This is a genomic window from Actinomadura sp. 6K520, assembly GCF_004349245.1.
Classification (GTDB): domain Bacteria; phylum Actinomycetota; class Actinomycetes; order Streptosporangiales; family Streptosporangiaceae; genus Spirillospora.
Window position 1 is genome coordinate 1 of record NZ_SMLC01000114.1, and the last position, 24259, is coordinate 24259.

11 protein-coding genes are annotated in these 24259 nt (G+C 73.4%); 7 read left to right on the forward strand and 4 right to left on the reverse strand.

Annotated features, from left to right (window positions below; translation table 11 throughout):
* The 6 genes from E1289_RS25670 to E1289_RS25695 form a co-directional block, all read left to right on the forward strand.
* A partial coding sequence (locus tag E1289_RS25670; RefSeq protein WP_131984499.1) for an SDR family NAD(P)-dependent oxidoreductase occupies positions 1 to 4178 on the forward strand: 4178 nt, incomplete at its 5' end.
* Positions 4179 to 4232: 54 nt separating this feature from the next.
* The gene (locus E1289_RS25675; protein WP_131984501.1) at positions 4233 to 8423 is read left to right on the forward strand and encodes a non-ribosomal peptide synthetase; all 4191 of its coding nucleotides are present in this window, start codon (positions 4233 to 4235) and stop codon (positions 8421 to 8423) included.
* 52 nt (positions 8424 to 8475) lie between these two features.
* Entirely contained in the window at positions 8476 to 13077 is a 4602-nt protein-coding gene (locus tag E1289_RS25680) for a non-ribosomal peptide synthetase (protein WP_131984503.1), read from the forward strand.
* Positions 13074 to 14672, forward strand: a complete 1599-nt coding sequence (locus E1289_RS25685; RefSeq protein WP_131984505.1) for a GMC family oxidoreductase N-terminal domain-containing protein — start codon at positions 13074 to 13076, stop codon at positions 14670 to 14672. The genes E1289_RS25680 and E1289_RS25685 overlap by 4 nt, the downstream gene beginning before the upstream one ends.
* Positions 14660 to 15490 (forward strand): alpha/beta fold hydrolase, encoded by an 831-nt coding sequence (locus E1289_RS25690; RefSeq protein WP_131984507.1) that lies wholly within the window; start codon positions 14660 to 14662, stop codon positions 15488 to 15490. Before E1289_RS25685 ends, E1289_RS25690 begins: the two co-directional genes overlap by 13 nt.
* A complete protein-coding gene (locus E1289_RS25695; RefSeq protein ID WP_131984509.1) occupies positions 15487 to 19494 on the forward strand; it encodes a non-ribosomal peptide synthetase in 4008 nt (1335 codons plus the stop codon). The genes E1289_RS25690 and E1289_RS25695 overlap by 4 nt, the downstream gene beginning before the upstream one ends.
* 171 nt (positions 19495 to 19665) lie before the next feature.
* Here the strand turns inward: E1289_RS25695 and E1289_RS25700 are convergent, their stop codons facing one another.
* Entirely contained in the window at positions 19666 to 20442 is a 777-nt protein-coding gene (locus tag E1289_RS25700) for a YcnI family protein (protein WP_131984511.1), read from the reverse strand.
* Between the two features lie 683 nt (positions 20443 to 21125).
* Here E1289_RS25700 and E1289_RS25705 point away from each other — a divergent pair.
* Positions 21126 to 21887 (forward strand): AraC family transcriptional regulator, encoded by a 762-nt coding sequence (locus E1289_RS25705; protein ID WP_165970610.1) that lies wholly within the window; start codon positions 21126 to 21128, stop codon positions 21885 to 21887.
* 107 nt (positions 21888 to 21994) lie between these two features.
* Here the strand turns inward: E1289_RS25705 and E1289_RS25710 are convergent, their stop codons facing one another.
* The 3 genes from E1289_RS25710 to E1289_RS25720 all read right to left on the reverse strand — a co-directional run.
* Positions 21995 to 22549, reverse strand: coding sequence for a flavin reductase family protein (locus E1289_RS25710; protein WP_131984515.1), 555 nt, complete (start codon positions 22547 to 22549; stop codon positions 21995 to 21997).
* Between the two features lie 31 nt (positions 22550 to 22580).
* Entirely contained in the window at positions 22581 to 23381 is an 801-nt protein-coding gene (locus E1289_RS25715; RefSeq protein ID WP_131984517.1) for an alpha/beta fold hydrolase, read from the reverse strand.
* A partial coding sequence (locus tag E1289_RS25720; protein WP_207929146.1) for an acyl carrier protein occupies positions 23378 to 24259 on the reverse strand: 882 nt, incomplete at its 5' end. The genes E1289_RS25715 and E1289_RS25720, both read right to left, overlap by 4 nt.

Sequence of the window (24259 nt, forward strand, 5' to 3'; positions counted from 1 at the left end):
ACGAAACCCAACCGCCACAAGTCGACTGGCGCCTGTCCGCCAAAACCGAAACAGCACTACGCCAACAAGCCCACCAACTCCTCGACCACCTCAACCGCCACCCCGAACTCACACCCCTGAACATCGCCCACCAACTAGAGCAGCGCACCAGCACCTTCCACCACCGCGCCGCGATCACCGGCACCACCCTGAACCATTTCCGCACCGCGCTGCACGCCCTGATCCAGGGGCAACCCGCACCCGGCCTCACCGTCACACCACCCGACCTGGACCCCAACGGAAAACTCGCCTTCCTCTACACCGGCCAAGGCTCCCAATGGCCCCAAATGGCCCACGACCTCTACACCACCAACCCCACCTTCACCCACCACCTCGACCACACCATCACCGCACTAGACCCCCATCTACCAGAACCACTGCACACCATCCTGTTCGCCCCACCCCACACACCCCAAGCCCAACTCCTGGACACCACCCTCTACACACAACCCGCCATCTTCGCCATCCAAACCGCCCTGCACCACACCCTCACCCACCACAACATCACCCCCCACTACCTCGCCGGACACTCCATCGGCGAAATCACCGCCGCCCACCTCGCCGGCGTCCTCAACCTCCCCGACACCGCCACACTCATCACCACCCGCGCCCACCTCACCCACACCCTCCCCACCAGCCACGGCCACGGTGACGGCCACGATGACGGCCACGGCGCCATGTACGCCGCCGACATCAACCACCAACACCTCACCCACCTCACCAAAACCCACCTCCACATCGACCCCACCAACCACCCCACCATCAACATCGCCGCCATCAACTCCCCCACCTCCACCACCATCTCCGGCGACCACCACACACTCCAAAAAATCACCGAACTCCTCCACCAACACGGCCACAAAACCACCCGACTCAACGTCACCCACCCCTTCCACTCACCCCTCCTCAAACCCATCCTCAACAAACTCCACCACACCACCCAACAACTCACCTACCACCCACCCCACACCCCCATCATCTCCACCCAAACCGGCCAACAAGCCACCACCCAACAACTCACCAACCCCACCTACTGGACCAACCACCTCACCCACACCACCCACTGGCAACACACCATCGAACACCTCCAAAACAACAACACCACCACCTACCTCGAAATCGGACCACACCCCACCCTCACCCCACCCACCAACCAAACACTCACCCAACCAAACACCCACACCATCACCACCCTCCACAAAAACCAGAACAACACCCACAACCTCCACCACACCATCAACCAACTCCACACCCACCACCACACAACCACCCCACCCCAAACCAACCCACCAACACAAAACACCACCCACACCCCACTCCCACCACTCCCCACCTACCCCTTCCAACACCACACCCACTGGCTCCACACACCGAAGAACAATGGTGTGCCGGCGCAAATCACGAACCATTCGGCCTCGCATCCCCTGCTCGGCGCGGAAGTAGATCTCGCGGATACGCAGAGGCAGTGGTTCAAGGGCTCGGTCGAATTCGATGGCCCCCTGCAGCTGAATGACCACCGGCTCATGGGAACCCCGGTCGTCCCTGCGGCGGCGATGATCGACTGGGCCTTGTCCGGGCTGCGCGAAGTGGCCGGTCCGGATGTGCCGTCGTGGTCGCTCGATGGCGTCGAGTTCCACACCTTCATGCATTTCGCCGAGGAACTTCCGCTCGCGACGCAAACGGTCGTCGATTCCTCCGATGGGTCCCGCAGGGTGCGATGCTTCAGCCGCGCCGAAGGTGCACCGCGGACCGGATGGACCGAACACGTGACGGTGCGGGCCGCCGAGGCCGACCCGCATTCACCCGCCGAGCACGCCGAGGACGCCGACGCCGCGATCGACTTCGCCGGCGTCCGGTCCCGCATGACCCCTGAGGCCGCGGACGCCGTGTACGAGCGCTTCCGGGCCGCCGGCGTGGAGCACGGTCCCGCGTTCCGCGGCCTCCGAGAGCTGTGGCGCGACGGCGATACCGCGTTCGGCCTGGTCGAGTGCGAGACCGCGACGAACGGCGCCGGGTCCTGGATCCTCGATCCGCGTATCCTCGACTCCTGCCTGCATGTCGGCGCCGCGTTCGCCGCCGACGACGACGCGCTGTGGCTACCCGCGGCCGTCGACCGCGTCCGCGTGCGCGGCGCGCTGCCCGCCCGTGCCCTCTGCCGGATGCGCCTCCGCGAGGCGCGGGACTCCGGTGACCGCGTGCTGGATCTGGCGGTGTTCTCGGAGGCCGGTGCGGTCCTCGCGGACCTGGCGGGCCTCCGGCTCCGCCGCGTCCCGGCCGCCGCGCTCGCCGACCTGTCCGGTGCCCGCCCCCGCCCCTACGCGATCGAGTGGCGACCCTTCACCGGCCGTCCGGAGGTCGGCGGCACCACCTCGGCTTCGGGTCCGTGGCTGGTCTTCGGCCTCGACCCGCGCCGCGCCCAGGACTGGTGTGACCAACTGGACGCACTCGGCGAGACGGCGATTCACCTGGACGGCTCGTCAGCAGGCGAGGCCGGGCTGGAGGACGCGGTCGAGCGTGCGGTCCGCGCGCTGCGCGACGCGGGGACGCCGGTCGGCGGGCTGATCGTCCAGGGCGGCACGGCGGACGGCCGTCCGCTCGACGACGATCGCCCCGATGCGGTCTACCGGCTGGCACGGCGCGGCTTCACCGTGCTGAGGCACTTCCTGCGCGGCTGCGCCGACGACCTCCCGCCGATCATCCTCTGCTCGGCCGGAGCCGCGGCGCCCCGCGAGCAGGACGGCCCGCCGGACCCCGCCCAGTCCGTCTGGACGGCGGCGGCCAGGGCGATCGTCGCGGAGCACCCCGCGATCAAGTGCGTGCAGCTGGACCTCGACCCGGCGGAACCGGCGCCGCCGGTGGAGACGGTGCTCAGGCGCGCCGCGGCGCTCCCGGGCTCGGGCCACCTGGCCGTGCGGAGCGGACGCTGGTTCGAGGCCCGTCTCGCCCGGACGCCGTCGTCCGCGGCCCGCGATCGCGTGCTCAGGGTCCGCGACGGCGCGACCTACCTCATCAGCGGCGGGCTGGGCGGGCTCGGGCTCGCGGTCGCCGGACGGCTCGCCGACGCGGGGGCGTGTTCGCTGGTCCTCGCGGGCCGCACGCTGCCCGACGAGGTACCGGCCCCCGTCGCGGAACTGCGCGCCAGGGGCGTCAGGGTCGAGCTGCGGAAGGCCGACCTCGGCGACGCGGACGGCGTCGCGGACCTGCTGGCGTCCGTTCGCCGGGACATGCCGCCGCTGCGGGGCGTCGTCCACGCCGCCGGTGTGACGGACGACGGCCTGCTGACCGAGCTCGACGGGCCGCGCTACGAGGCCGTCATGGATCCGAAGGTGCGGGGAGCGTGGCACCTGCACCGGGAGACCCGCGAGGCCGGGCTCGACTTCTTCCTGCTGTTCTCGTCGATGGCCTCGCTGATCGGCTCCGCCGGGCAGGCGAACTACATCGCCGCCAACGCCTTCATGGACGCGCTCGCCGCGGTCCGCCGGCACGAGGGCCTGCCCGCCGTCAGCGTGAGCTGGGGGCCGTGGGCGGAGACCGGCATGGTGGCGCGCCGGGAGCTGGGCGAACGGCTGGAGGCGTCCGGGATCGAGGCGCTGCCCACCGACGTCGCGCTCCGCGCCCTGGCCGACCTGCCGTCCGACACCGGTCCGCACGTGGGCCTCGCCGCGGTCGACTGGGTCCGGTATGCGGCGGCCGCGCCGGCCGCGTCGCCCTACACGCTGCTCGCGGACGTGGTGCCCGCCGAACGGGCCGGGGCCGGGCCGCTGGACCGGGAGCGGCTGGAGGAGCTCATGGCGCTGTCGCTGAAGGATCCCGACGCCGCCCGCGACGCCGTCCTCGGCGAGCTGCTGGACCGGGTGGCGATGGTCCTCGGGATGGCCGACGCCGAACGCGAGCGGGCGGCGGCCGAGTTCGGCCGCACGCACCTCAACATGCTCGGCCTCGACTCCCTGTCGACCGTCAGGCTCCGGCAGTGGCTCCAGGCGGACTTCGCGTCCGACGTCCCGGCCGATCTGCTGCTCGGCGGCGGCACCGCGCTGGAGATCGCGGAGACGATCTGCCGCCAGCTCGCCGTGCGGAACGTCATGTCCGCCGGCGAGGAACCGGACGAGTCGGCGGACATCGAGGTCCTGACGCTGTGAACACCCCCTGCTCCGCCGCCGCCCGGGCGGCGCCCCCGCAGAAGGAGAGATGACATGGGCGACCCCCATCCCCGAACCGTCTCGTCGCTGCTCGCGGACCTGGCCGCCGCCGACGTGCGGCTCAAGCTGGTCGGCCGGGACCGGATCGAGGTGACGGCGCCCCGCGGGCGGCTCTCCGCCGAACTGCGCGGCGCCCTCGCCCGGCACAAGACCGAGCTGCTCGAATGGCTGGCCCAGACGAGCGGCGACGGTCCGGACGCCGCGGAGCTGCCGCGGATCGTCCCGGACAAGGAGCACCTGTACGAGCCGTTCACCCCTCCCGACCTGCAGATGTCGTTCCTCATGGGCGGGCAGGAGGGTTTCGAGTACCACGTGCGCCCGCACCAGTACATGGAGTTCGACTTCGACGAGCTGGATCCGGTCCGCTACGAGGAGGCGCTGAACCGGGCGATCCAGCGGCAGCGCGACAGCATCGTGGTGGTCCGGGAGGACATGAGGGTGCAGACGGTGCGCGACCCGGCACCGGTCACCGTCACGGTGTCGGACCTGAGGGACCTTCCCGACGCGGAGGCACAGGCCCACCTGGACCGCGTCCGGGCGCGGCTGCAGCGCGAGGAGCCGCCGCACGACCGCTGGCCCTGGCTGCATCCGCACATCTGCCTGTACGGCGAGGGGCGGGCCCGCCTCCACTGGAACAACAACAACGTGTTCACCGACGCGCCGAGCGGCACGCAGCTGATCAATGACGCGATGCACTACTACCACCACCCGGATCAGCCGCTGCCCGAACTGGAGCTGAGCTTCCGCGACCAGGTGCTGGCGCTCAACCGGCTGGAGGAGTCGCCGCTGGGCCTGGCCTCGAAGAAGTACTGGTGCGATCGGATGGCCGGCTGGCCCGACGCGCCCGACGTCCCGCTCGCCTCCGGGACGGCGCACCGGGGCAGGTCGATGCTGTACCGGCGCGAGATCCTGCTGCCGCCGGAGCTGTGGAGCGCGTTCAAGGGCAGGGCGGAGGCGCGCGGCCTGACCCTGACCAACGCGCTGCTCGGCGCGCACGCCGAAGTCCTCGCGTACTGGAGCGGATCCCGGCACTTCCTGCTCAACAACATGATCACGCACCGGCTGCCGCTGCATCCGGAGAGCTGGGAGGTCCTCGGCCAGTTCGCCTCGCTGTACCCGCTGGAGGTCGACTGGCGGCACGACGAGGACTTCACCGCCCGGGTCAGGCGGCTGCAGGCGCAGGTGATGGCGGACGTGGCGCAGTCGCACTGGAGCGGGGCGAGCGTCCTCCAGGAGCTGAACCGGGTGCGCCGGACCCCCGGGCGCGCGATCTGCCCGTTCGCGGTCGGCAGCGCCCTGTTCGTGGGGCCGACGATCCGGCCGTTCCACTCCATGCTGGAGACGCCCCAGACGCTGCTGGACACCGAGTTCTGGGAGCTGCGCGACGGCCGGCTCTGGGTGATCTGGGACGTCATCGAGGCGGCGTTCCCGGACGGCCTGATCGACGCGATGTCCGGCGGCTACCGGGAACTGCTCACCCGCCTCGCCGAGGACGACCGGGCGTGGGAGCGGACCGCGGCCGCGCTGTTCCCCGCGGCGCAGGCGGAGCAGCGCGCGGCGCTGAACGGGTCGGCCCCGGCGGCGCCGCCCGGGCTGCTGCACGACGCCCTGCCGCGGCAGGCGGCCGAGCGGCCGGACGCGCCCGCCGTGATCGACGCCGCGGGCGAGATCACGTTCGCCGGGCTGCACGACCGGGTCCACCGGCTGGCCGCGCGGTTGCGGGGCGCGGGCGCGCGGCCCGGCGATCTCGTGGCCGTCGCGCTGCCCAAGGGCCACGCCCAGATGGTCGCGGTCCTGGCGGCGCCGACCGCGGGCGCCGCGTACGTGCCGATCGACCTGTCCTGGCCCGAGGACCGGATCGGGTACCTGCTCACCGACACGGGCGCCGCAGCCGTCGTCACCGACGCTGCGTCCCGAGCCCGGCTGGCGGCCATCGCGGACGTCCCCGTCCTCGCCGTGGACGACCCCGGCACGAACGAGGTCGCCGCGGACGAGGCCGACCCTGACGGCGCGGACGCGGGCGCGGCGCGCAAGCCCGAGGACCTCGCCTACGTCATCTACACCTCGGGGTCCACCGGCAGGCCGAAGGGCGCGATGCTGGACCACCGCGGCCCGCTCAACACCGTGACGGACATCAACGCCCGGTTCGGCATCCGCGCGGACGACGTGGTGTTCGGTGTCTCCTCGCTCTGCTTCGACCTCTCGGTCTACGACATCTTCGGCTCCCTCGCGGCCGGCGCGACGCTGGTGCTGCCGCCGGAGGGCCGGCCGGACCCGGCGTCGTGGATCGAGCTGATGCGGGAGCACGGCGTCACCGTCTGGAACTCGGTGCCCGCCCTCATGCAGCTCCTGGTCGAGGAGGCCACCGCCGCGGGCGCCCGGTTCCCGGCCCTGCGGACGGTGCTGCTCAGCGGCGACTGGATCCCCGTCGACCTCCCCGACCGGATCCGGCGGGTCGCGCCCAACGCGTCCGTGATCAGCCTTGGCGGCGCCACCGAGGCATCGATCTGGTCGATCCACCACCCCATCGCCGAGGTCGACCCGGACTGGACGAGCATCCCCTACGGCCGGCCGCTGGCCGGGCAGACCTGGCACGTGCTCGACGACCAGGGGAGGGACGCCCCGACCTGGGTCACCGGCCACCTCCACATCGGCGGGGTCGGGGTGGCGATGGGCTACCTCGGCGACCCGGAGCGGACGCGGAACGCGTTCGTCGCCCACCCCCGCACCGGCGAGCGGCTCTACCGCACCGGAGACCTCGGCAGGTATCTGCCGAACGGCGACATCGAGTTCCTGGGGCGCGCCGACTTCCAGGTCAAGATCCAGGGGTTCCGGGTCGAGCCGGGCGAGATCGAGCACGGCCTGCTGGACGACCCCCGGGTCCGGCAGGCGGCCGTCGTGGCGCGCTCCTCGGGGGCGGGGCGGCAGCTCGCCGCGTTCGTCGTCGGCGCGGACGGTGCGAAACCGCCCGAGCCGGAGGCGCTGCGGGCCCGGCTCGCGGAACGGCTGCCGGGCTACATGGTCCCGCACCGCATCACCGTGCTCGACGCCCTCCCGCTGACCGGCAACGGCAAGCTCGACCGCCGCGCACTGGAGGGCATGGGCGGTCCGGACGGGGCCGGCGAACGCGTCCACACGGCGCCCCGCAACCCCACCGAGGCCGTCCTGGCGGAGATCTGGGAGTCGCTGCTGGACGCCGGCCGGCCGATCGGCGTCGACGACGACTTCTTCGACCTCGGCGGGCAGTCGTTCGCGGCGCTGCGCGTGATCGCGCAGGTCGCCGAGCGCCTCGGCCGCCGGATCCCGCTGGGCACGATGCTCGAACGGGCCACCATCGCGGGGCTGGCCGCCTACCTGGAGACGGCCGAGGCCGCGTGGTCGCCGCTCGTCAGGCTGAACACCCGCGCGGACGGGACCCCGTGGTGCCTGGTGCATCCCGCGGGCGGCGGCGTGCTGTGCTACCAGCGCCTCGCCGAGTCGCTCGACCGGCCCGGCATCGGCTTCCAGGCCCCGGGCCCGGCCGACGGCCGCAAGCCGCTGGAGACCGTCGAGGAACTGGCGGACCTCTACGTCGGCGCGCTCCTGGAGGAACGGCCCCGGGGCCCCTACCTGCTCGGCGGGTGGTCGTCGGGGGCGGTGATCGCCTTCGAGATGGCGCACCGGCTGGAGGACCTCGGCGAGACCGTGGAGCGGCTCGTCGTCATCGACGCTCCGGCCCCCGTCGCGCCGCGCGAGGTCGACGAGGACCGGCTGGCGCTGTGGTTCCTGGAGGATCTCGGCGGCGGCTTCGACCCGGGCCTGGTCCCGGCGGGCACCCCGGTGGCCGGTTCCACGGACGAGGAGACCCGGGCGCGGCTCCTGGCACTGGCGGGCGAGCAGGGCGTGTCCGCACCGGAGATCTCCGCGGCGGACCTCGCCGCCGCGCTGGCGGTGTTCCGGGGCGTCGTGCGGGCCTGCAACTCCTACCGGGCGCCCGTGATCGCGGCCGACGTCACCGTGCTGCGCGCGCAGGACGGGACCGCGAGCGAGTTCGCCGGCCACCCGTGCGGCGGCTCGCCCGACTGGGGCTGGGCGCGGCTGACCCGCGGGGCCGTGGACACCGCCGCCCTGCCCGGCACCCACCACACCCTGCTCACCGATCCGCGCGCGGGATCAGCCGTCGCGGCCGAGTTCAACCGGAGATGACGCGCGTCCGGCCGGGCGCACCGGCCCCGGGCGAACCGACGAAGGAGACCTCATGGCGCAGGACCTGCTCAACGAACTGCATGAGCGCGGCATCAAGCTGCGCGTCACCGACGGGCGCCTGGACGTTCTCGCGCCCACCGGTTCCCTGACCCCGGAGCTGCGGGCGCGCCTGCGGGGCAACCGGGACGAACTGCTCGACCTGCTGCGCCGCAGCGAGTCGGAGGAGGCCCCGGCCCGCATCGAGCCGCGGCCCGAGGAGCGGTACGAGCCCTTCCCGCTCACCGACATCCAGCACGCGTACTGGGTGGGGCGCGGATCGGCCGTCGAGCTCGGCGGCGTCTCCACGCACCTGTACTTCGAGCTGGACGCCGACGGCCTCGACGTCGCGCGGCTGAACGCGAGCCTGCGCGCGGTGATCGACCGGCACGACATGCTCCGCGCCGTCGTGCAGCCGGACGGCCGCCAGCGCGTCCTGCGCGACGTCCCCGCCTACGAGATCCCGGTCACCGACGCGGCGGGGCTCTCCCCCGACCGGCGCGACGAGGTGACCCGGGCGCTCCGCGCCGAGATGGACCACCAGTCGATCTCCACCGACGCCTGGCCCCTGTTCGACATCCGCGCCGTCGCGACCGGGCCGGGCAGGCTCCGGCTGTACTTCAGCTTCGACATTATGATCCTCGACGGGCTCAGCCTCTACCTGCTGTTCCAGGACTGGCGGCGGTTCTACGAGGATCCCGGCTGGACGCCGGAGCCGCTGGAGCTGTCGTACCGCGACGTCGTCCTGCACGAGGAGCGGGCCAGGGAGGGCGGCCGCTACAAGCGGGCCGAGGAGTACTGGCTGGAGCGGCTGGAGACGCTTCCGCCCGCCCCGGCGCTCCCGCTGGCGACCCGGCCCTCGCAGCTCGCGCGCACGGAGTTCACGCGCCGCCAGGCCCGGCTTCCCGAGGAGCGGTGGACGGCCGTCAAGCGCACCGCGCAGCTGCACGGCATCACCCCCTCGACCGTGCTGATGAACGCGTTCGCCGAAGTGCTCCGGCAGTGGTCCGCGCAACCCGACTTCACCCTCAACCTGACCCTGTTCAACCGGCCGCGGGCCCACCCGCAGATCGACCGTGTGATCGGCGACTTCACGACGCTGACGATGCTGGAGGTCCGCGACGACGCGGCGGCGTCGTTCGCCGGGCGCGCCGGGGGGATCCAGCGGCAGCTGATGCGCGACATGGAGCATCTCGCCTACAGCGGCGTGCGGGTCCAGCGGGAGCGGAGCCGGCGCCTGGGCAGCGGGCCCACCGCCGCGATGCCGATCGTGTTCACCAGCGCCCTGGTCTTCGGCACGCCCGACCACGACCCGTCGGAGGGCATCAGGTTCTTCGGCGAGCAGGTGCACGGCCTGACCCAGACCCCCCAGGTGTGGCTCGACCACCAGGTGTCCGAGGAGGACGGGGACCTGACCTACAACTGGGACGCCGTCGAGGGCCTGTTCCCCGCCGGGATGCTCGACGACATGTTCGCCGCGTACAACGCGCTGCTCGACCGGCTCGCCCGCGACGAGGACGCGTGGAGCCGGCCCGGCCCGCTCGCGGCCCTGCCGGGCTGGCAGGCCGACGAGCGGCTGCGCGCCAACTCCCCCGGGCCGGCCGCCGAGGGCGACGGCCCCGGCCTCGCTTCCGCCGCCGCGGACGCCGGCCTGTGCGGGCTCGTCGAGGCCCAGGCCGCCCGGACCCCGGACGCGACCGCCGTCGCCGACTCCGCCGGGGAGCACACCTACGGGGAGATCGTCTCCAGCGGCCGCCGGCTGGCCCGGCGGCTGCGGGAGCTCGGCGCCGTCCCCAACACCCTCGTCGGCGTGGTCATGGACAAGGGCTGGGAGCAGGTCGCCGGCGTCGTCGGCGTCACCGCGTCCGGCGCCGCCTACCTGCCGATCGACCCGCAGTGGCCCGAGGCGCGGCGCGCGGACCTCCTGGAGCAGGGCGCCGTCCGGATCGTCGTCAGCACGCCCGCGCTGCGGGACCGGCTCGCCTGGCCGCCCGGCGTGCGGGTGATCACCTTCGCGGACGACGAGGTCCGGGCGGCCGGCGCCGGCCCGCTGCCGGACTCCCCCGCGCCCGGCGACCTGGCGTACGTGATCTTCACCTCGGGGTCCACCGGCCGCCCGAAGGGCGTCATGATCGACCACCGCGGTGCCGTCAACACCGTCGCCGAGATCAACCGGCGGTTCCGGATCGGCCCCGCCGACCGGGTGCTCGCCCTGTCGGCGCTGAGCTTCGACCTGTCGGTCTACGACGTCTTCGGGACGCTGGCCGCCGGCGGCACCGTGGTGATGCCCGCCCCCGACCGGCACCACGACCCGTCCCACTGGACCGAGCTGGTGCGGCGGCACGGGGTGACGGTGTGGAACTCGGTCCCCGCGCTGATGCAGGCGTGGACGGACGCCCAGGTCCGGTCGGACGGCGCCGCGGACTCCACGCTGCGGCTCGCCCTGCTCAGCGGGGACTGGATCCCGGTGTCCCTGCCGGACGCGGTCCGCTCGCTGCACCCCCGCGCCGAGGTGGTCAGCCTGGGCGGCGCGACCGAGGCGTCCATCTGGTCGGTCTGCTACCCGATCGGCGACGTGCCCGCGGAGTGGAGCAGCATCCCGTACGGCAAGCCATTGCGCGGTCAGACGCTCCACGTCCTCGACGACGGGTTCCGCCCGCGGCCGGTGTGGACCACCGGTGAGATCTTCATCGGCGGCATCGGCGTCGCGCGCGGCTACTGGGCCGACCCCGAGCGCACGGCCGAGCGGTTCGTGACGAATCCGGCGACGGGAGAGCGCCTCTACCGGACGGGCGACCTCGGCCGGTACCTGCCCGGCGGCGACATCGAGTTCCTCGGCCGCGAAGACCACCAGGTCAAGATCAACGGGTACCGGATCGAGCTCGGCGAGATCAACGCCGCGCTGGAGCGGCGCCCGGACGTCGGCGAGTCGGTCGTGACCGTGCGGGCCGAGCCGCGGACCGGCCGCCGGCAGCTCGTGGCGTACGTGGTCCCGTCCGATGCCGGGCGGGCGGGCACCGCGGCGGACGGCCACGGCGACCCCGTCCACGACGCCTGGGAACCGGCCGTCGAGGCCGGGAGCTCGGAGCTGGCCCGGGTCGCCGCCGAGCTCGACGCCGAACTGTCCCGGTACCGGGACGTGTGGCGTGCCGTGGAGCGGCTGTGCCCGCCCGTGATGGCCCGGACCCTCGCCCGCCTGGGACTCTTCCAGACCCCCGGGGAGGCCGCGACGAGCGCGGCCGTCGTCGAGCGCCACGGGATCAAGCCCGGGTACGGCGACCTCGTCGAACGGTGGATGTCGGTGCTGGCGGACGAGGGATACCTGGCGCGCAACGGCACCACCGGGGAGTACCGCTGCGAGCGGCTCCTGGACGCGGAGGAACTCGACCGGACCGTCCGGGAGGGGGTGGGCGCCATCGAAGCACGGGAGAGAGAGCGGGCCCTCCTCGACTACTTCAGGGCGTGTGCCGACCGGCAGCCGGAGCTGCTGCGCGGTGAGGTCAGCCCGCTCAGCCTGCTGCTCCCCGGCGGCGACTCCGCGGTCACCGACGCGCTCTACTCCGGCAACCCGGTCTCGCGGCTGCAGAACCGGATCGTGGCCAAGGCGGCGGCCGCGTTCTGCCGGCGCGCGGCCGCCGGCGCCGACCGGACCCTGCGGATCCTCGAAGTGGGGGCGGGCACCGGCGCGACCGCCGCGGAGGTGTTCGCGGAACTCCCCGCCGAAGGGGTCCGCTACTCCTTCACCGACGTCTCCAAGTACTTCTGCCAGCGCGCCAGGGCGCGGTTCGCCGACCGGAGCTTCGTCGACTACGCGGTCTTCGACATCGACCGCCCGCCCGGCGACCAGGGCGTCGCCCCGGGCTCGGTCGACCTCGTCATCGCCGCCAACGTCATGCACGACGCCGCCGACCTGGACCGGAGCCTCGGGCACCTGCGTTCCGCGCTCGCGCCCGGCGGTCTGCTCCTGCTCATCGAGGGCACGGCGAACTCGCTGCAGCAGCTCGTGACCGTCGGTTTCCTGGAGGGACTCGCGAAAGGCCACGGGGACGGCGAGGGACCGCTGCTTCCGGTGTCCCGCTGGCGGGACCTCGCCACCGCGGCCGGCTTCGCGCGCTTCGGCTCGATCCCCGACGGGCCGGCGGTCGTGGACGTCCACGTCCAGCACGTGCTGGCCGCGCTGGCGCCCGCCGGACGGCCGGCCCCGGACGCCGGGCGGTTGCGCGGCGATCTGGCGGAGCTCCTCCCCGACTACATGGTGCCCCGCCACTACGTGTTCGTCGACCGGCTCCCGCTCAGCGCGAACGGCAAGGTCGACCCGTCGGCGCTGCCCCTGCCGTGGGAGCAGGAGGCCGCCGGGGACCTCGTCGCCCCGCGCGACGACATGGAGCGCAGGCTCTTCGAGATCTGGAGCGACGCGCTCGGCCACGCGGACTTCGGCGTCGAGGAGAGCTTCTTCGAGCTGGGCGCCGACTCCCTGCACGCGGTCAGCATCATCGACCGGCTCCGGGACGAGGCGGGCCTCGACGTGACCGCCGAGGAGGGCCTGGAGCTGCTGTTCGACAACCCGACGATCAGCGAGCTCGCGACCGCCGTGCGCGAGCGGATCGCGACCCCGTGAACGCCCCGGACGGCGGCGCCGCGCCCGGCCCGTGGGACGAGGTGGTCGTCGGCGCCGGCACGGCGGGCGCCGTGCTCGCCGCCCGGCTGGCCGAGGACCCCGGGCGGCGGGTCCTGCTCCTCGAAGCCGGAACCGACGCCGCGGGAACCGGCACTGCGGGAACCGCTGCGGGAACCGGCGCGGGAACCGCTGCGGCGGAGTCCAGGTCGGGGATACCGGTCCTGACCGGTCGCCACTGGGACTACTCGGCCCGGATCGACCTCGGCGCCGCCGGCGCCGACTGCCCCTACCCCCTCGGCAGGACCGTGGGCGGCACCGCGGCCGTGAACGGCGCGATCGCGCTGCGCGGCCTGCCCTCCGACTTCGAACGGTGGGCCGCCGCGGGCAACCCCGAATGGTCGTGGGACCGCGTCCTGCCGCACTACATCCGGCTGGAGTCCGACGCCGACCACAAGGACGAGGTCCACGGCCTCGACGGGCCGGTGCCGATCCGGCGCACCGACTCCGCGGCGCTGAGCCCGCTCGCCGCGGCGTTCGTCCGCGCCTGCGGCGGGCTCGGCATCCCCGCGCTCGGCGACCTGAACGGCACGGGCCGGAGCGGGGCCGGCCGCATCCCGCGCAACGAACTCGGCGACCGCAGGATGTCCCCGGACCTGACGCATCTGGCCGCCGCCCGGGACCGTCCGAACCTGACCGTGTGGGACCGGACCGAGGCGGTGCGGGTCCGGCTGGCGGGCGGACGCGTGACGGGGGTGGAGGCGGCCGCGCCCGGCGGGCCCCGCTTCGTCCCCGCCGGGCGCGTCACGCTGGCCGCCGGCGGGGTGGGCACGCCGCTGATCCTGCAGCGTTCGGGCATCGGCGACGCGCGGCGGCTCGAAGCGGCGGGCATCGAGCCGCTGGTCGATCTGCCCGGCGTGGGGCACGGCCTCTGCGACCACCCGGCCGTGCCGATCCTGGCGACCCCGCTGCCGGGAGTCTGCCGGGCGGGGCTGCCCTGGTACGAGGTGATGGCCCGGACGCCGGCGACCGGCGCGGCGGCCGGCGGCGGCGACCCCGACCTCGGGATCTTCCTCGCCTCCAACGTCACCACCGCCGCCGTGCCCCGGGTCGGCCCCATGCTGGGCGGGCGGGTCGCCGCGATGGTCTCCGCCGTCCTGCTCGCCCCGGAGTCGCGCGGCCACGTGCACGCCACCGGCCCGGAACCCGGCCGCCCGCCGGACCTGGTCCTCGGGCTGTGCGCCGAGCCCGGCGACGCCGCGCGGCTGATGCGCGGAGTGCGGACGGCCTGGTCGATCCTGCGCTCCGCGCAGATGAGCGAGTTGCTGGGCCGTCCCATCGTCTGGACCGAGCGGATGGTCCAGGACGGCGCCCTGCTCGCGAGGGCTCTCAGGCGATGGGTCACGCCGCTCTTCCACGCCTCGGGGACCGCCCGGATGGGCGGCGACGGACTCGCGGTCGTGGACGAGCGGTGCCGGGTCCACCAGATCGACGGGCTCATGGTGTGCGACGCCTCGGTGATGCCCTCGCCGGTCAGCGCGCCGCCCGCGCTGACCTGCCTCATGCTCGGCGAAAGGATTGCGACATGGATGGCCTGACCACGGCGCCGGCCGAGGCCGGCGCCACGGGGACCGGCACCGCGGCGGCCCGATGGACGGTGCGGTGGAACCGCGTCCCCGCACCCCGGCTCCGGCTGTTCTGCCTGCCGCACGCCGGGGGCGGCGCGTCCGTCTACCGCCCGTGGGCGCGGCTCCTGCCCCCGGACGTGGAACTGGTGGCCGTCCGGCTGCCCGGCAGGGAGGCCCGGTTCCGCGAGCCGCCGCTCACCCGCGCCGACGACATCGTCACGCGCCTCGTCCACGCGGTCGCGCCGCTGCTCGACCGGCCGCACGCCTGGTTCGGCCACAGCATGGGGGCGCTCCTGGCGTTCGAGGTGTGCCGCGAGCTTCGCCGCCGCGGCCTCGGCGAGCCCGCCCGCCTCCTGGTCTCGGGCCGCGCGGCCCCCGACGTCCCGGCGAAGCGCCCGCCGGTGCACGACGCCCCGCTGCCCGACCTGCTGGCCCGGCTCCGCGAACTCGGCGGCACCCCGGCGGAGTTCCTCGACCCCGCCGTCATCGCGCCGCTCGTGCCCTCGATCCGGGCCGACTTCTCGGTGGTGGAGACGTACCGGCACCGGCCCGCTCCCCCGCTGGAGTGCCCGGTCTCGGTGTTCGGCGGCGAGGACGACGCCGAGACGACGGCCGGCGACCTGCGGGCGTGGCGCCGCCACACCTCGGCGGGCTGCGTCGTGCGGACGTTCGGCGGCGGCCATTTCTTCTTGCACGACATGCCGGAGCGGGTCGTGCCCGAGATCGGGCGGGATCTTCCGGTGCCGCGGCCCGTGAACGCCCGCGAAGCGAATGGGAGGAAGCAGTGACGACGACAGAGCCGGCCGTTCCGCCCGCCGGCGGCGGCCCCGTTCTCCCCGACCGGTTCCCCCTGACCGACCTGCAGTCCGCGTACATGGTGGGCAGGAGCCAGGTCTTCGAACTCGGGGGGCGGCAGAACTACTACCTGGAGGCCGAGGCGGTCGCGTTCGACCCCGAACGCGCCGAGTACGCGGTCAACAAGGTGGTCGAGCGGCACGAGCACCTCCGGACGGTGATGCTCAGGGACGGCGGCCAGCGGGTCATGGGGATCGAGGAGACCCCGCACGTCCACGTGCCGGTCGTCGACCTCACCGACCTCGGCCGGGACCGCCAGGAGGAGTCGATCCGCCAGATCCGGGACCGCATGTGCGGGGCCGGCCTCGACCCGGCGGGCTGGCCGCTGTTCGAGGTCGTCGTGAGCCGCGTCCGGCCGCACCGGGTGCGGGTGCACGTGCGGATGAGCCTGATCCTGCTCGATGGTTCGAGCATGCGCACGGTGACGACCGACTTCATGGAGTACTACAAGAACCCCGACGTCGTGCTGCCGCCCGTCAAGGAGACCTTCCGCGAATGGCGGCTGTCCCGCCTGGCGAGCGAGGACGACGAGGAGTTCCTCAAGCAGTGGGCCTACTGGAAGGAGCGCCTCGACACGCTGCCCGAGGCGCCGATGCTCCCCCTGGCCCGCCAGGCGAGCAGCATCGACGCGGTCTCCTTCACCGGCCGGACCACCCACCTGAACGAGCGCCAGTGGCGGCGGTTCTGCGCCAGCTTCCGCAAGCACCGGGTGCTGCCCAGCACGGCCCTGCTGCACGTCTTCGCCGAGGCGCTCGGGGCGTGGTCCGCCAGCCCCCACTTCTGCCTGAACTTCGTCCACCAGTACGACCTGGCGTACCGGCCGGGCGGCCACGAGGTCGTCGGGCAGCGCAGCGCGACGCTGCCGCTGGAGGTGGACCTGCGGCACGACGAGGACTTCTGGGCGCGGGCGCAGCGGCTGCAGCGCAGGCTCTGGCGCGACATGGCCAACAAGGACGTCACCGCCGTGCGCATCAGCCGCGAGATGGCGAAGCGCAACGGCTGGACGCAGCGCGCCGCGTTCCCCTACGTGTTCACCAACAACCAGGGGCCCGGATACGACAGCATGCCCGCCGGGCGGCCCGCGTTCCGGCTGGTAGAGCGGATCCAGCACACCCCGCAGGTCCTGGTCGACAACCAGATACGGGACGCCAGGGACGGCGGGATCTCCACCAACATCGACTTCGTCGAGGAGGCCTTCCCACCGGGCCTGCCCGCCGCCGTCGTGGACTGCTACCGGCGCATGCTGGAGACGCTGGCCGGCCCGGACGGAGCCGACACCGTGCCCGATCCGGTGCCGCCCGAGCACCGCGCCGTGGTCGCGGCCGCGAACGACACCGCCGCCCCGGCCCCCGCGGGCCGGCTGGAGGACGGTTTCCTGCGCCAGGCCCGCGCCCGGCCCGACGCGGTCGCGCTCACCGCCTCCGGGCGCACGCTGACCTACCGGGAACTCGAACGGGCCTCGGCCGCGGTCGCGCACGAACTCCACGCCCGGGGGATCCGCCGCGGGCACGTCGTGCCGGTGGTCATGGCCAAGGGCTGGGAGCAGGTGGTCGCGGTGCTCGGCGTGCTGCGCGCGGGCGCGGTGTACTGCCCGGTGGACGCGGACCTGCCGGCCGAGCGCGTCAGGCTGATGGTCGGCGAGTGCGACGCCCGCGTCGTGCTCCGCCAGTCGCACCGCACCCCGGCGGTCCGTCCCGAGGACGTCCCCGCCGTGCACGTCGACGAGATCGAACCCGGTACCGAGCCGCCGCCCGCCGACGGCGACGAGAACGACCCGGCCTACATCATCTACACCTCGGGATCCACCGGGCGGCCCAAGGGCGTGGTGATCGAGCACCGCGCCGCGCTCAACACCATCGCGGACGTCAACCGGCGGATCGGCCTCGGACCGGCCGACCGCGTGTTCGGCATCTCCTCGCTCAGCTTCGACCTGTCGGTGTGGGACGTGTTCGGGACGCTGGCCGCCGGCGGCGCCCTCGTGCTCCCGTCCGCCACCGCCCGCCCCGATCCGCTCGGCTGGGCGGCCACCGCCCGCGAGCAGCGGATCACCGTGTGGAACTCCGTGCCGGCGCTGGCCGAGATGATCGTCGAGCTCGCCGAGCAGCGGCCCGAGCTCGGCCTGCCGCCGCTGCGCGCGTTCCTGCTCAGCGGCGACTGGATCCCGACCCCGCTGCCGGGCCGGATGCGCGCGCTGTGGCCCGGGTGCCGCGTCCTCGCCATGGGCGGCGCGACCGAGGCGTCGATCTGGTCGAACGTCTACGACGTCGGCGAGGTCGACCCGGAGTGGCAGAGCATCCCCTACGGCGGGCCGCTGACGAACCAGACCATGAAGGTGCTCGACCACCGGCTGGACGTGCGTCCGCCCTGGGCGACCGGGGAGATCTACATCGGCGGCCTCGGCCTGGCGCGCGGGTACTGGCGGGACGAGAGGCGCACCGAGGAGCGCTTCGTCCACCATCCCGGGACCGGCGAGCGTCTCTACCGGACCGGCGACCTCGGCCGGTACTGGCCGGACGGCACGATCGAGTTCCTCGGCCGGGAGGACCGGCAGGTCAAGATCCAGGGGTTCCGGGTGGAACCGGGCGAGGTCGAGGCCGCGGCCCGCACCCATCCCGACGTGCGGGAGTGCGTGGTCTGCGTCGACCGGGCGCCCGGCGGTAAGCGGCTGGCGGCCCTGCTCGTGCCGGAGCCGGGCCGGCGACCCGACCAGGCCGGGATCTCCGCCCACCTGGCGGAACGGCTGCCCCGGTACATGATCCCGAGCCGCGTCCACGTGGTGGAGAGGCTGCCGCTCACGCCGAACGGCAAGGTCGACCACGCCGCCGCGCTGGCGATGCCCGACCTCGCCGGCGACACCGCCGCCGGCGACGAACGGGCCCTCGGCGGGGACGGCGGCCACGGCGGCGCCGACCCGGCGGTCATGGAGCGGCTGGGGGGCCTGTGCGCCGAACTCCTGGAGCTCCCCTCCGTGGGCCCCGACGACAACTTCTTCGACCTGGGCGGGAACTCGCTGCTCGCGCTGCGGCTGGCCAACCGGATCCGCGTCGAGCTGGGCTCCGACATCCCGATGGGCCGGATCTTCGAGGCGGCGACGGTCCGCGGGCTCGCCGGCCTGCTGGCGGGCGGCGGCCCCGAGGTCTCCTGCATGGTCGGCCTCGCCGAGGGCGGCGGGGAGGAGCTGTTCCTCTTCCATGTGCTGGGCGGCGCGGTCTCGCCGTACCGGCCGCTGGCGCGGGCGTGGCCGGGGCCGGTGCGCGCCTTCCAGAGCCGGCCGCTCGTCGACGACTCCGAAGCGGCCTTCGCGCCGGACCTCGAGACGCTGGCGGCGGCCTACCGGGAGGAGCTCCTGCGGTACAAGCCGGAAGGCCCCTATCTGCTGGGCGGAGCGTCGATGGGCGGGTCCATCGCCTACGAGGTGGGCCGCCAGCTCGCGGCCAAGGGCCACGCGTGCAGGATCGCCATGTTCGACACCGAGATCAGGGACATCCACCTCCCGCTCACCGACGCCGACCGCCACATCGGCTTCCTGCGCACGCTGCGGCTCGGCGACCCGCCCGAGGAGGCGGTCGCGGCGCTCAGGGCGGCGGCCCCCGGCTCCCTCACCCGCGTCGCCCGGGACGCCGCCGTCGCGCACGGCCTCCTTCCCGGCGACATCGACGAGGCGGGCTACGAGCGCATGAAGCGCGTGCAGGAGCACGAGCTGGCGCTGCTGGCGGCCTACCGGCCGGGCCGGCTGGACGTGCCCGTGCTGCTCTTCGTGGCGGCCGACGAGCCCGGCCGTCCGGACACCGTGCCCGCGTGGCGTTCGGTGTGCCCCGGCATCGAGACGCAGACCGCTCCGGGCGACCACTTCTCCATGATCTCGCCCGACCGGCAGCCCGGTCTCGCGGAGCACCTGCGCGCGTGGGCCCTGCGCGAGCCCGCGTCCACCGGCTGACCGCCGATGGCGCACCGATCCCGCGGCCGAGCCTCCCGGCCGCGGGATCTTCCGCGCCGGCACGGGACGCCCCGGCGGGGCGGTCGAGCCCCGCCCCGCCGCAGGCTCCTCAGGGCGGGAAAATCCCCGGCGGGTGGGGCGACACCCGCCGGGGACCTCCGTGCACCGGCCCTATGCGTCGCCGCGGCTCGTCCGCGCCCAGCGCCGCCGCCCGGCCAGCAGACCGACGCCCATGCCGCCGGCCAGCAAGATCACGACCGCCAGGGACGTCCCGAGCATGGACGGCGACCGGTCCTCCGCAGCGGGGGCGCCCTCCGCCGCGGCCGCCAGGCGCACGGAGGTGTCCCCCGTGAAGCCGGCCGGCGCGCCGACCATGCCGGACTTCTGCGCGGTCCCGCCGCTCGCCGGGGTCAGCGTCAGGCCGGGCGCGGGGTGGGCCGGGTGCGGATCACTGTCGCTCGGGATCTGGTCCCAGGCCACCACCTGGCCGTCGCTCTGGTACTGGTACGCCTTGAAGTAGATCTTGCCGACCTTCGGCAGCGGGCCGCCGAACACCGACACCTCGTCGAACTGGTCCGGACCGATCTTGGCGGTGCCCGCCACGGCGGTCCAGGTCACCGAGCGCACGACCTCCCAGATCTCCTGGCCCTCGACGATGATCGGCTCGTCCAGCCGGACCTTGTCGATCTTGATCTTCCAGCCGGTCTTGGTCTGCGCGACCGCGGCGGGGATGAGCTCGTCCCGGTCGTCGGGGAAGACCACCTTCACCTTCACGGTGCTGGAGCTGTCCTTCTCGTTGGGGACGTGGAAGGTCAGCTTCGTGAACGCGCCCTGCGTCGCGGTGCCGGGCCGCAGCACGACGTGCGCGGCGGCCGCGAACGCGCCGGTCACGACGAGGACGAGCGCGCAGAGCAGCGACACGACCAGGCGGGATGAGTTTCGGACCATTGCCTCTCCTAGCTAGGGACGACGGATCGTTCCCCGAAGGTAGAAGCGGCCTCTCTCGCCTCTCTCAGGTCTCGATCAGGGCGCGGTCAGGCGTGTGCGTCCCCTGTAGGCGGTTCGTGCGCGGGCTGTCAGACCGGCGAGGCACCCTGGGTGCCACATGTTCGGGCCGGCCGCCGGCGAACGGCCGTGCGGCGCCCGGCCGGCGAATATCTCCGCGAAGACCCTATCGGACCGTCCGTAACAGGGCCGAAATGGCTCCACGAGGACCCTCCGATTAATTTTGCGTGCCCTTTTCCTTTCTGCTGGCCGACGGCCGAGAATGCCTCATCACAAGCAACGCATATCTCGGCACACTGAGTAACTCCGATCATATTCGACTCGCTTTGCGCGCAGTCAGATGATCGTGTCAGGCAACCCTGGAGAAGACAGCTTCGCGGCGCATGGGAGAGTATCACGAGTGTGGGTTTTCAATGTACAAATACATTGCATTTCCCGCAATTAATGCACCTCTTTATCGCGTCGCGGTGCCGCCACGGGGGCGGTGCCTGCTTCCAGCGACGTCCATGAGGACACAAGAAGGGGAGGCTCAGTTCGCGAACGCCGGGCCCGGCGGCGCCCCGGACCGGCCGCGCAGAATTTCGGCGCCGTTCAGCCGCTTGAGGCGATCACCAGGAGGATGCGAAGTGGAGCACCTAGTTAGACGCGCCGTCGAAACAATATATCAACGCCATGGCGAACCCCTTTATCTGGATGAACTCGCGGAAGGCGCAATGGTCAGCAAATTCCACTTCCTACGGCTCTTCAGCCGGGTCACGGGGGTGACTCCGGGGCGATTTCTGGGCGCGGTGAGGCTACAGGAGGCCAAACGGCTGCTGCTGACGTCGTCACTCAATGTCGCCGATATCTCCGCGCAGGTCGGCTATAGCAGTACCGGTACCTTCACACGGCGGTTCACCAAGTCCGTCGGCCTGTCGCCCACCGAGTACCGCCGCCTGACACGGCAGGGATGGAGCGTTCCGAACACCGCCCGCGCCGCCGGCCGCCCGCGCTCGGCGGGGCCCGGCCAGGGGGCCGTCGTGACCGGCCGTACGCGCGCCGAAGGCGAACTGCATTCGCAGATCTACGTGGGTGTCTTCGAGTCGGCGATCCTCCAGGGCCCCGCCGTCTCCTGGGACGTCATCGGCCACGGGGAGCCGTTCACGCTGGCGAGCGTTCCCGCCGGCACCTGGTATGTGCACGCGGTGGCGAACAGCTCCTGCGCTCCGATCACGCCGCTGCTGGACCAGGCCGCCGACCCGCCGATCCTGGGCGCCACCGTGGGCCCGATCACCCTGGGCCCGGGCTCCACGACGGGCGTCGATCTGACGATGCGGCCGCTGGGCTGGGCCCGCCCGCCGATCCTGCTCGTCCTGCCGAGCCTGGGCCCGTTGGCGACCGTCGCCTGACGCGAGCGCCGACGACGCGGTAGCCCCGGGGACCCCGCCCCCGGGGTTTTCCACTGCGCCCGCCGCCGGCGGCGGGGCCCGGAGGCCCAGCCCGCTATCCCAGCCCGCTATCCCAGCCCCTCGAACACCTGCGACAAGCCGCGCGGGAACGGCCCGGCGTCGGCGTCCGCGGCGGGCTCGGGCCAGGACGAGTAGCGGCGCAGCCCGTACAGCAGGGGCCGCTGCCGGCTGAGCCGGGTCACCCCGAGCACCGCGCCCATCACCACGTTGTGGTCGCCCACCGTCCGGTCCTCGGCGAGCGCGCAGTCCGCCACGGTGTGGGCGGCGTCCACCAGGCGCGGCCCGGCCATGCCGGGACCGACCAGCCAGCTGACGCGGTCGAAGCGGTCCGGCACACCGGAGGCGAAGAGGTCCGAGGTGGGCCGCGCCCGGTCGTGCAGGAGATTGACGGCGAAGCCGCCGGTGCTCTGGATCGCCTCCAGGGTCGGGCTCCCGCACCGCAGGCACACCAGGAGCAGCGGAGGGTCGAGCGAGACGCTGCAGAGGGAGGTGCAGGTCATCCCCCAGGGACGGCCGTCGGCCGCCAGCGCGGTCACGACCGCCACCCCCGTGGGGAAGCCCGCCCAGAGGGGGCGTATGTCCACCCGTGACGCCGACGTCATGACGAATACCTCCACAGGATCGGCCGGCGGCTCACCGGATGTACAGCGGCCCGGAGCGCTCCCGCCCGGGTCCGGAACCCTCCGGGCCGACCGTCCTGCGACTGACCTCGTCGACGAGGACCTTCGCGAAGCCGGGGAAGGAGCGCCCCAGGAAATGGAAATGGCCGCCGGTGAACATGCGCGTCCGGAAGCCGCCGGCGGTCTCCCGGCTCCAGGGCTCGACGGTGTCCGCCGGCGCCAGCTCGTCGTCGACGGCGCCGAACACGGTCAGCGGCGCGTTCAGCGGGCTTCGCCACGGCGCCGGGACGTAGGAGTCCAGCGCCTGGAGGTCGGCCCGCACGAGCCGGACGAACCGGTCGCGGAACTCGGGCAGCTCGTCGAGTTCGGCGGGGATCCCGCCGAAGCGGGCCAGCGCCCCGATCAGCTCCCGGTCGGGCAGCTCGTAGAGGGGGCGCGCCTCGGCCACGGGGCAGTCCGGCGCGGGCCGCCCCGACACCCCCACCCACAGGGGCATGACGCCGCGCGCCTCCAGGCGGCGGGCGGTCTCCAGGGCGACGATCGCGCCCAGGCTGTGGCCGAAGAGGGCGACCGGCGGTCCCGCCCACTCCAGCACCGCGTCCGTGGTCGCCTCCACCAGCGACGGCATCTCCGTCAAGGGGCCGACGCGGCGGCTCCCGCCTCGTCCCGGCAGGTCCAGGAGCAGCAGCTCCCAGTCGCCGGGCAAGGCGCGCGCCAGCGGCATGTAGGCGGCCGACGAGCCTCCCGCGTGGTGGAAGACGATCAGGCGCAAGGTCGGGTGGGGCACCGCCCTGGGACGCACCATGGCCGTCATGCGCTGCGCTCCGTCCGGTTCACCGCGGTCTCGGCGATCGTGTCGGCGAGCGTCGCGATCAGCTCTGCGAGCGGGCTCTCGACGTGCAGGTCCTCGGGCGGCAGGCCCAGGTCGTAGTGCTCCTCGACCTTGGTGATGAACAGCGTGGTGATGAACGAGTCGGCGCCGGCCTCCTGCAGCGAGACTTCGGGATCCAGGTCGTCCGGTGACTGGAGGACGTCCTTGAGCCGGGTCAACAGGAAGTCGCGCACCGCGTCCCTGTCGTCGGGCGGCGGGGCCTCCACGGCTCCCTCCGCACCGCCGTGTGCGGCCGTCCCGTTCACGCGTCCGCCCGCCGCCGCGCCCATGGGCGGCTCGTCGATCCAGAACCGGGTGCGGCGGAACGGGTGGGTCGGCAGGTCGGGGAGGAAGCGCCCGCCGGGCGTGCGAAGCGGCTCCGCCTTCAGATCCGCGCCGTCGGCGTACAGCATCGCCAGCGCCTCCAGAAGGAGCCTCTCCGCGTCGGCGGGGTCGTTGCCGATCAGCGGACACGTCCGCGGCCGGCCGTCCCCGGCCCACTCCAGCGAGGCGCCCGTCCCTTCGCCGGACGCTCCGCGCGCCGGGCGCAGCCGCAGCGGGAGGCCGAACCGGCCGATCGCCCGCGCGAGCCGTTCGCCCGCCGGGTCCTCGGCGCTCTCCGCGGGGAACAGCGGCGGGAAGGCGCCGGCCAGCGCGGCGGTTCCCTCGGCGACGGCGGCCGACTCCAGGTCCCCGCGCAGGGTCAGCGACCGGACCGGGTGGACGGGCTCGGCGGCCGAGGGCCCGCCGGCCGCCACCGCCAGCCGCTCGGCGATCTCGTCCGCCGCCGTCCCGGTGACGGCCACGCGGTACGGGAAGCC

What these genes read in the sequence shown, in the direction of transcription:
- E1289_RS25715 (WP_131984517.1), bottom strand. Translation starts at nt 23,381, where the DNA reads ATGACGGCCATGGTGCGTCCCAGGGCGGTGCCCCACCCGACCTTGCGC.
- E1289_RS25700 (WP_131984511.1), bottom strand. Translation starts at nt 20,442, where the DNA reads ATGGTCCGAAACTCATCCCGCCTGGTCGTGTCGCTGCTCTGCGCGCTC.
- E1289_RS25710 (WP_131984515.1), bottom strand. Translation starts at nt 22,549, where the DNA reads ATGACGTCGGCGTCACGGGTGGACATACGCCCCCTCTGGGCGGGCTTC.
- E1289_RS25680 (WP_131984503.1), top strand. Translation starts at nt 8,476, where the DNA reads ATGGCGCAGGACCTGCTCAACGAACTGCATGAGCGCGGCATCAAGCTG.
- E1289_RS25690 (WP_131984507.1), top strand. Translation starts at nt 14,660, where the DNA reads ATGGATGGCCTGACCACGGCGCCGGCCGAGGCCGGCGCCACGGGGACC.
- E1289_RS25675 (WP_131984501.1), top strand. Translation starts at nt 4,233, where the DNA reads ATGGGCGACCCCCATCCCCGAACCGTCTCGTCGCTGCTCGCGGACCTG.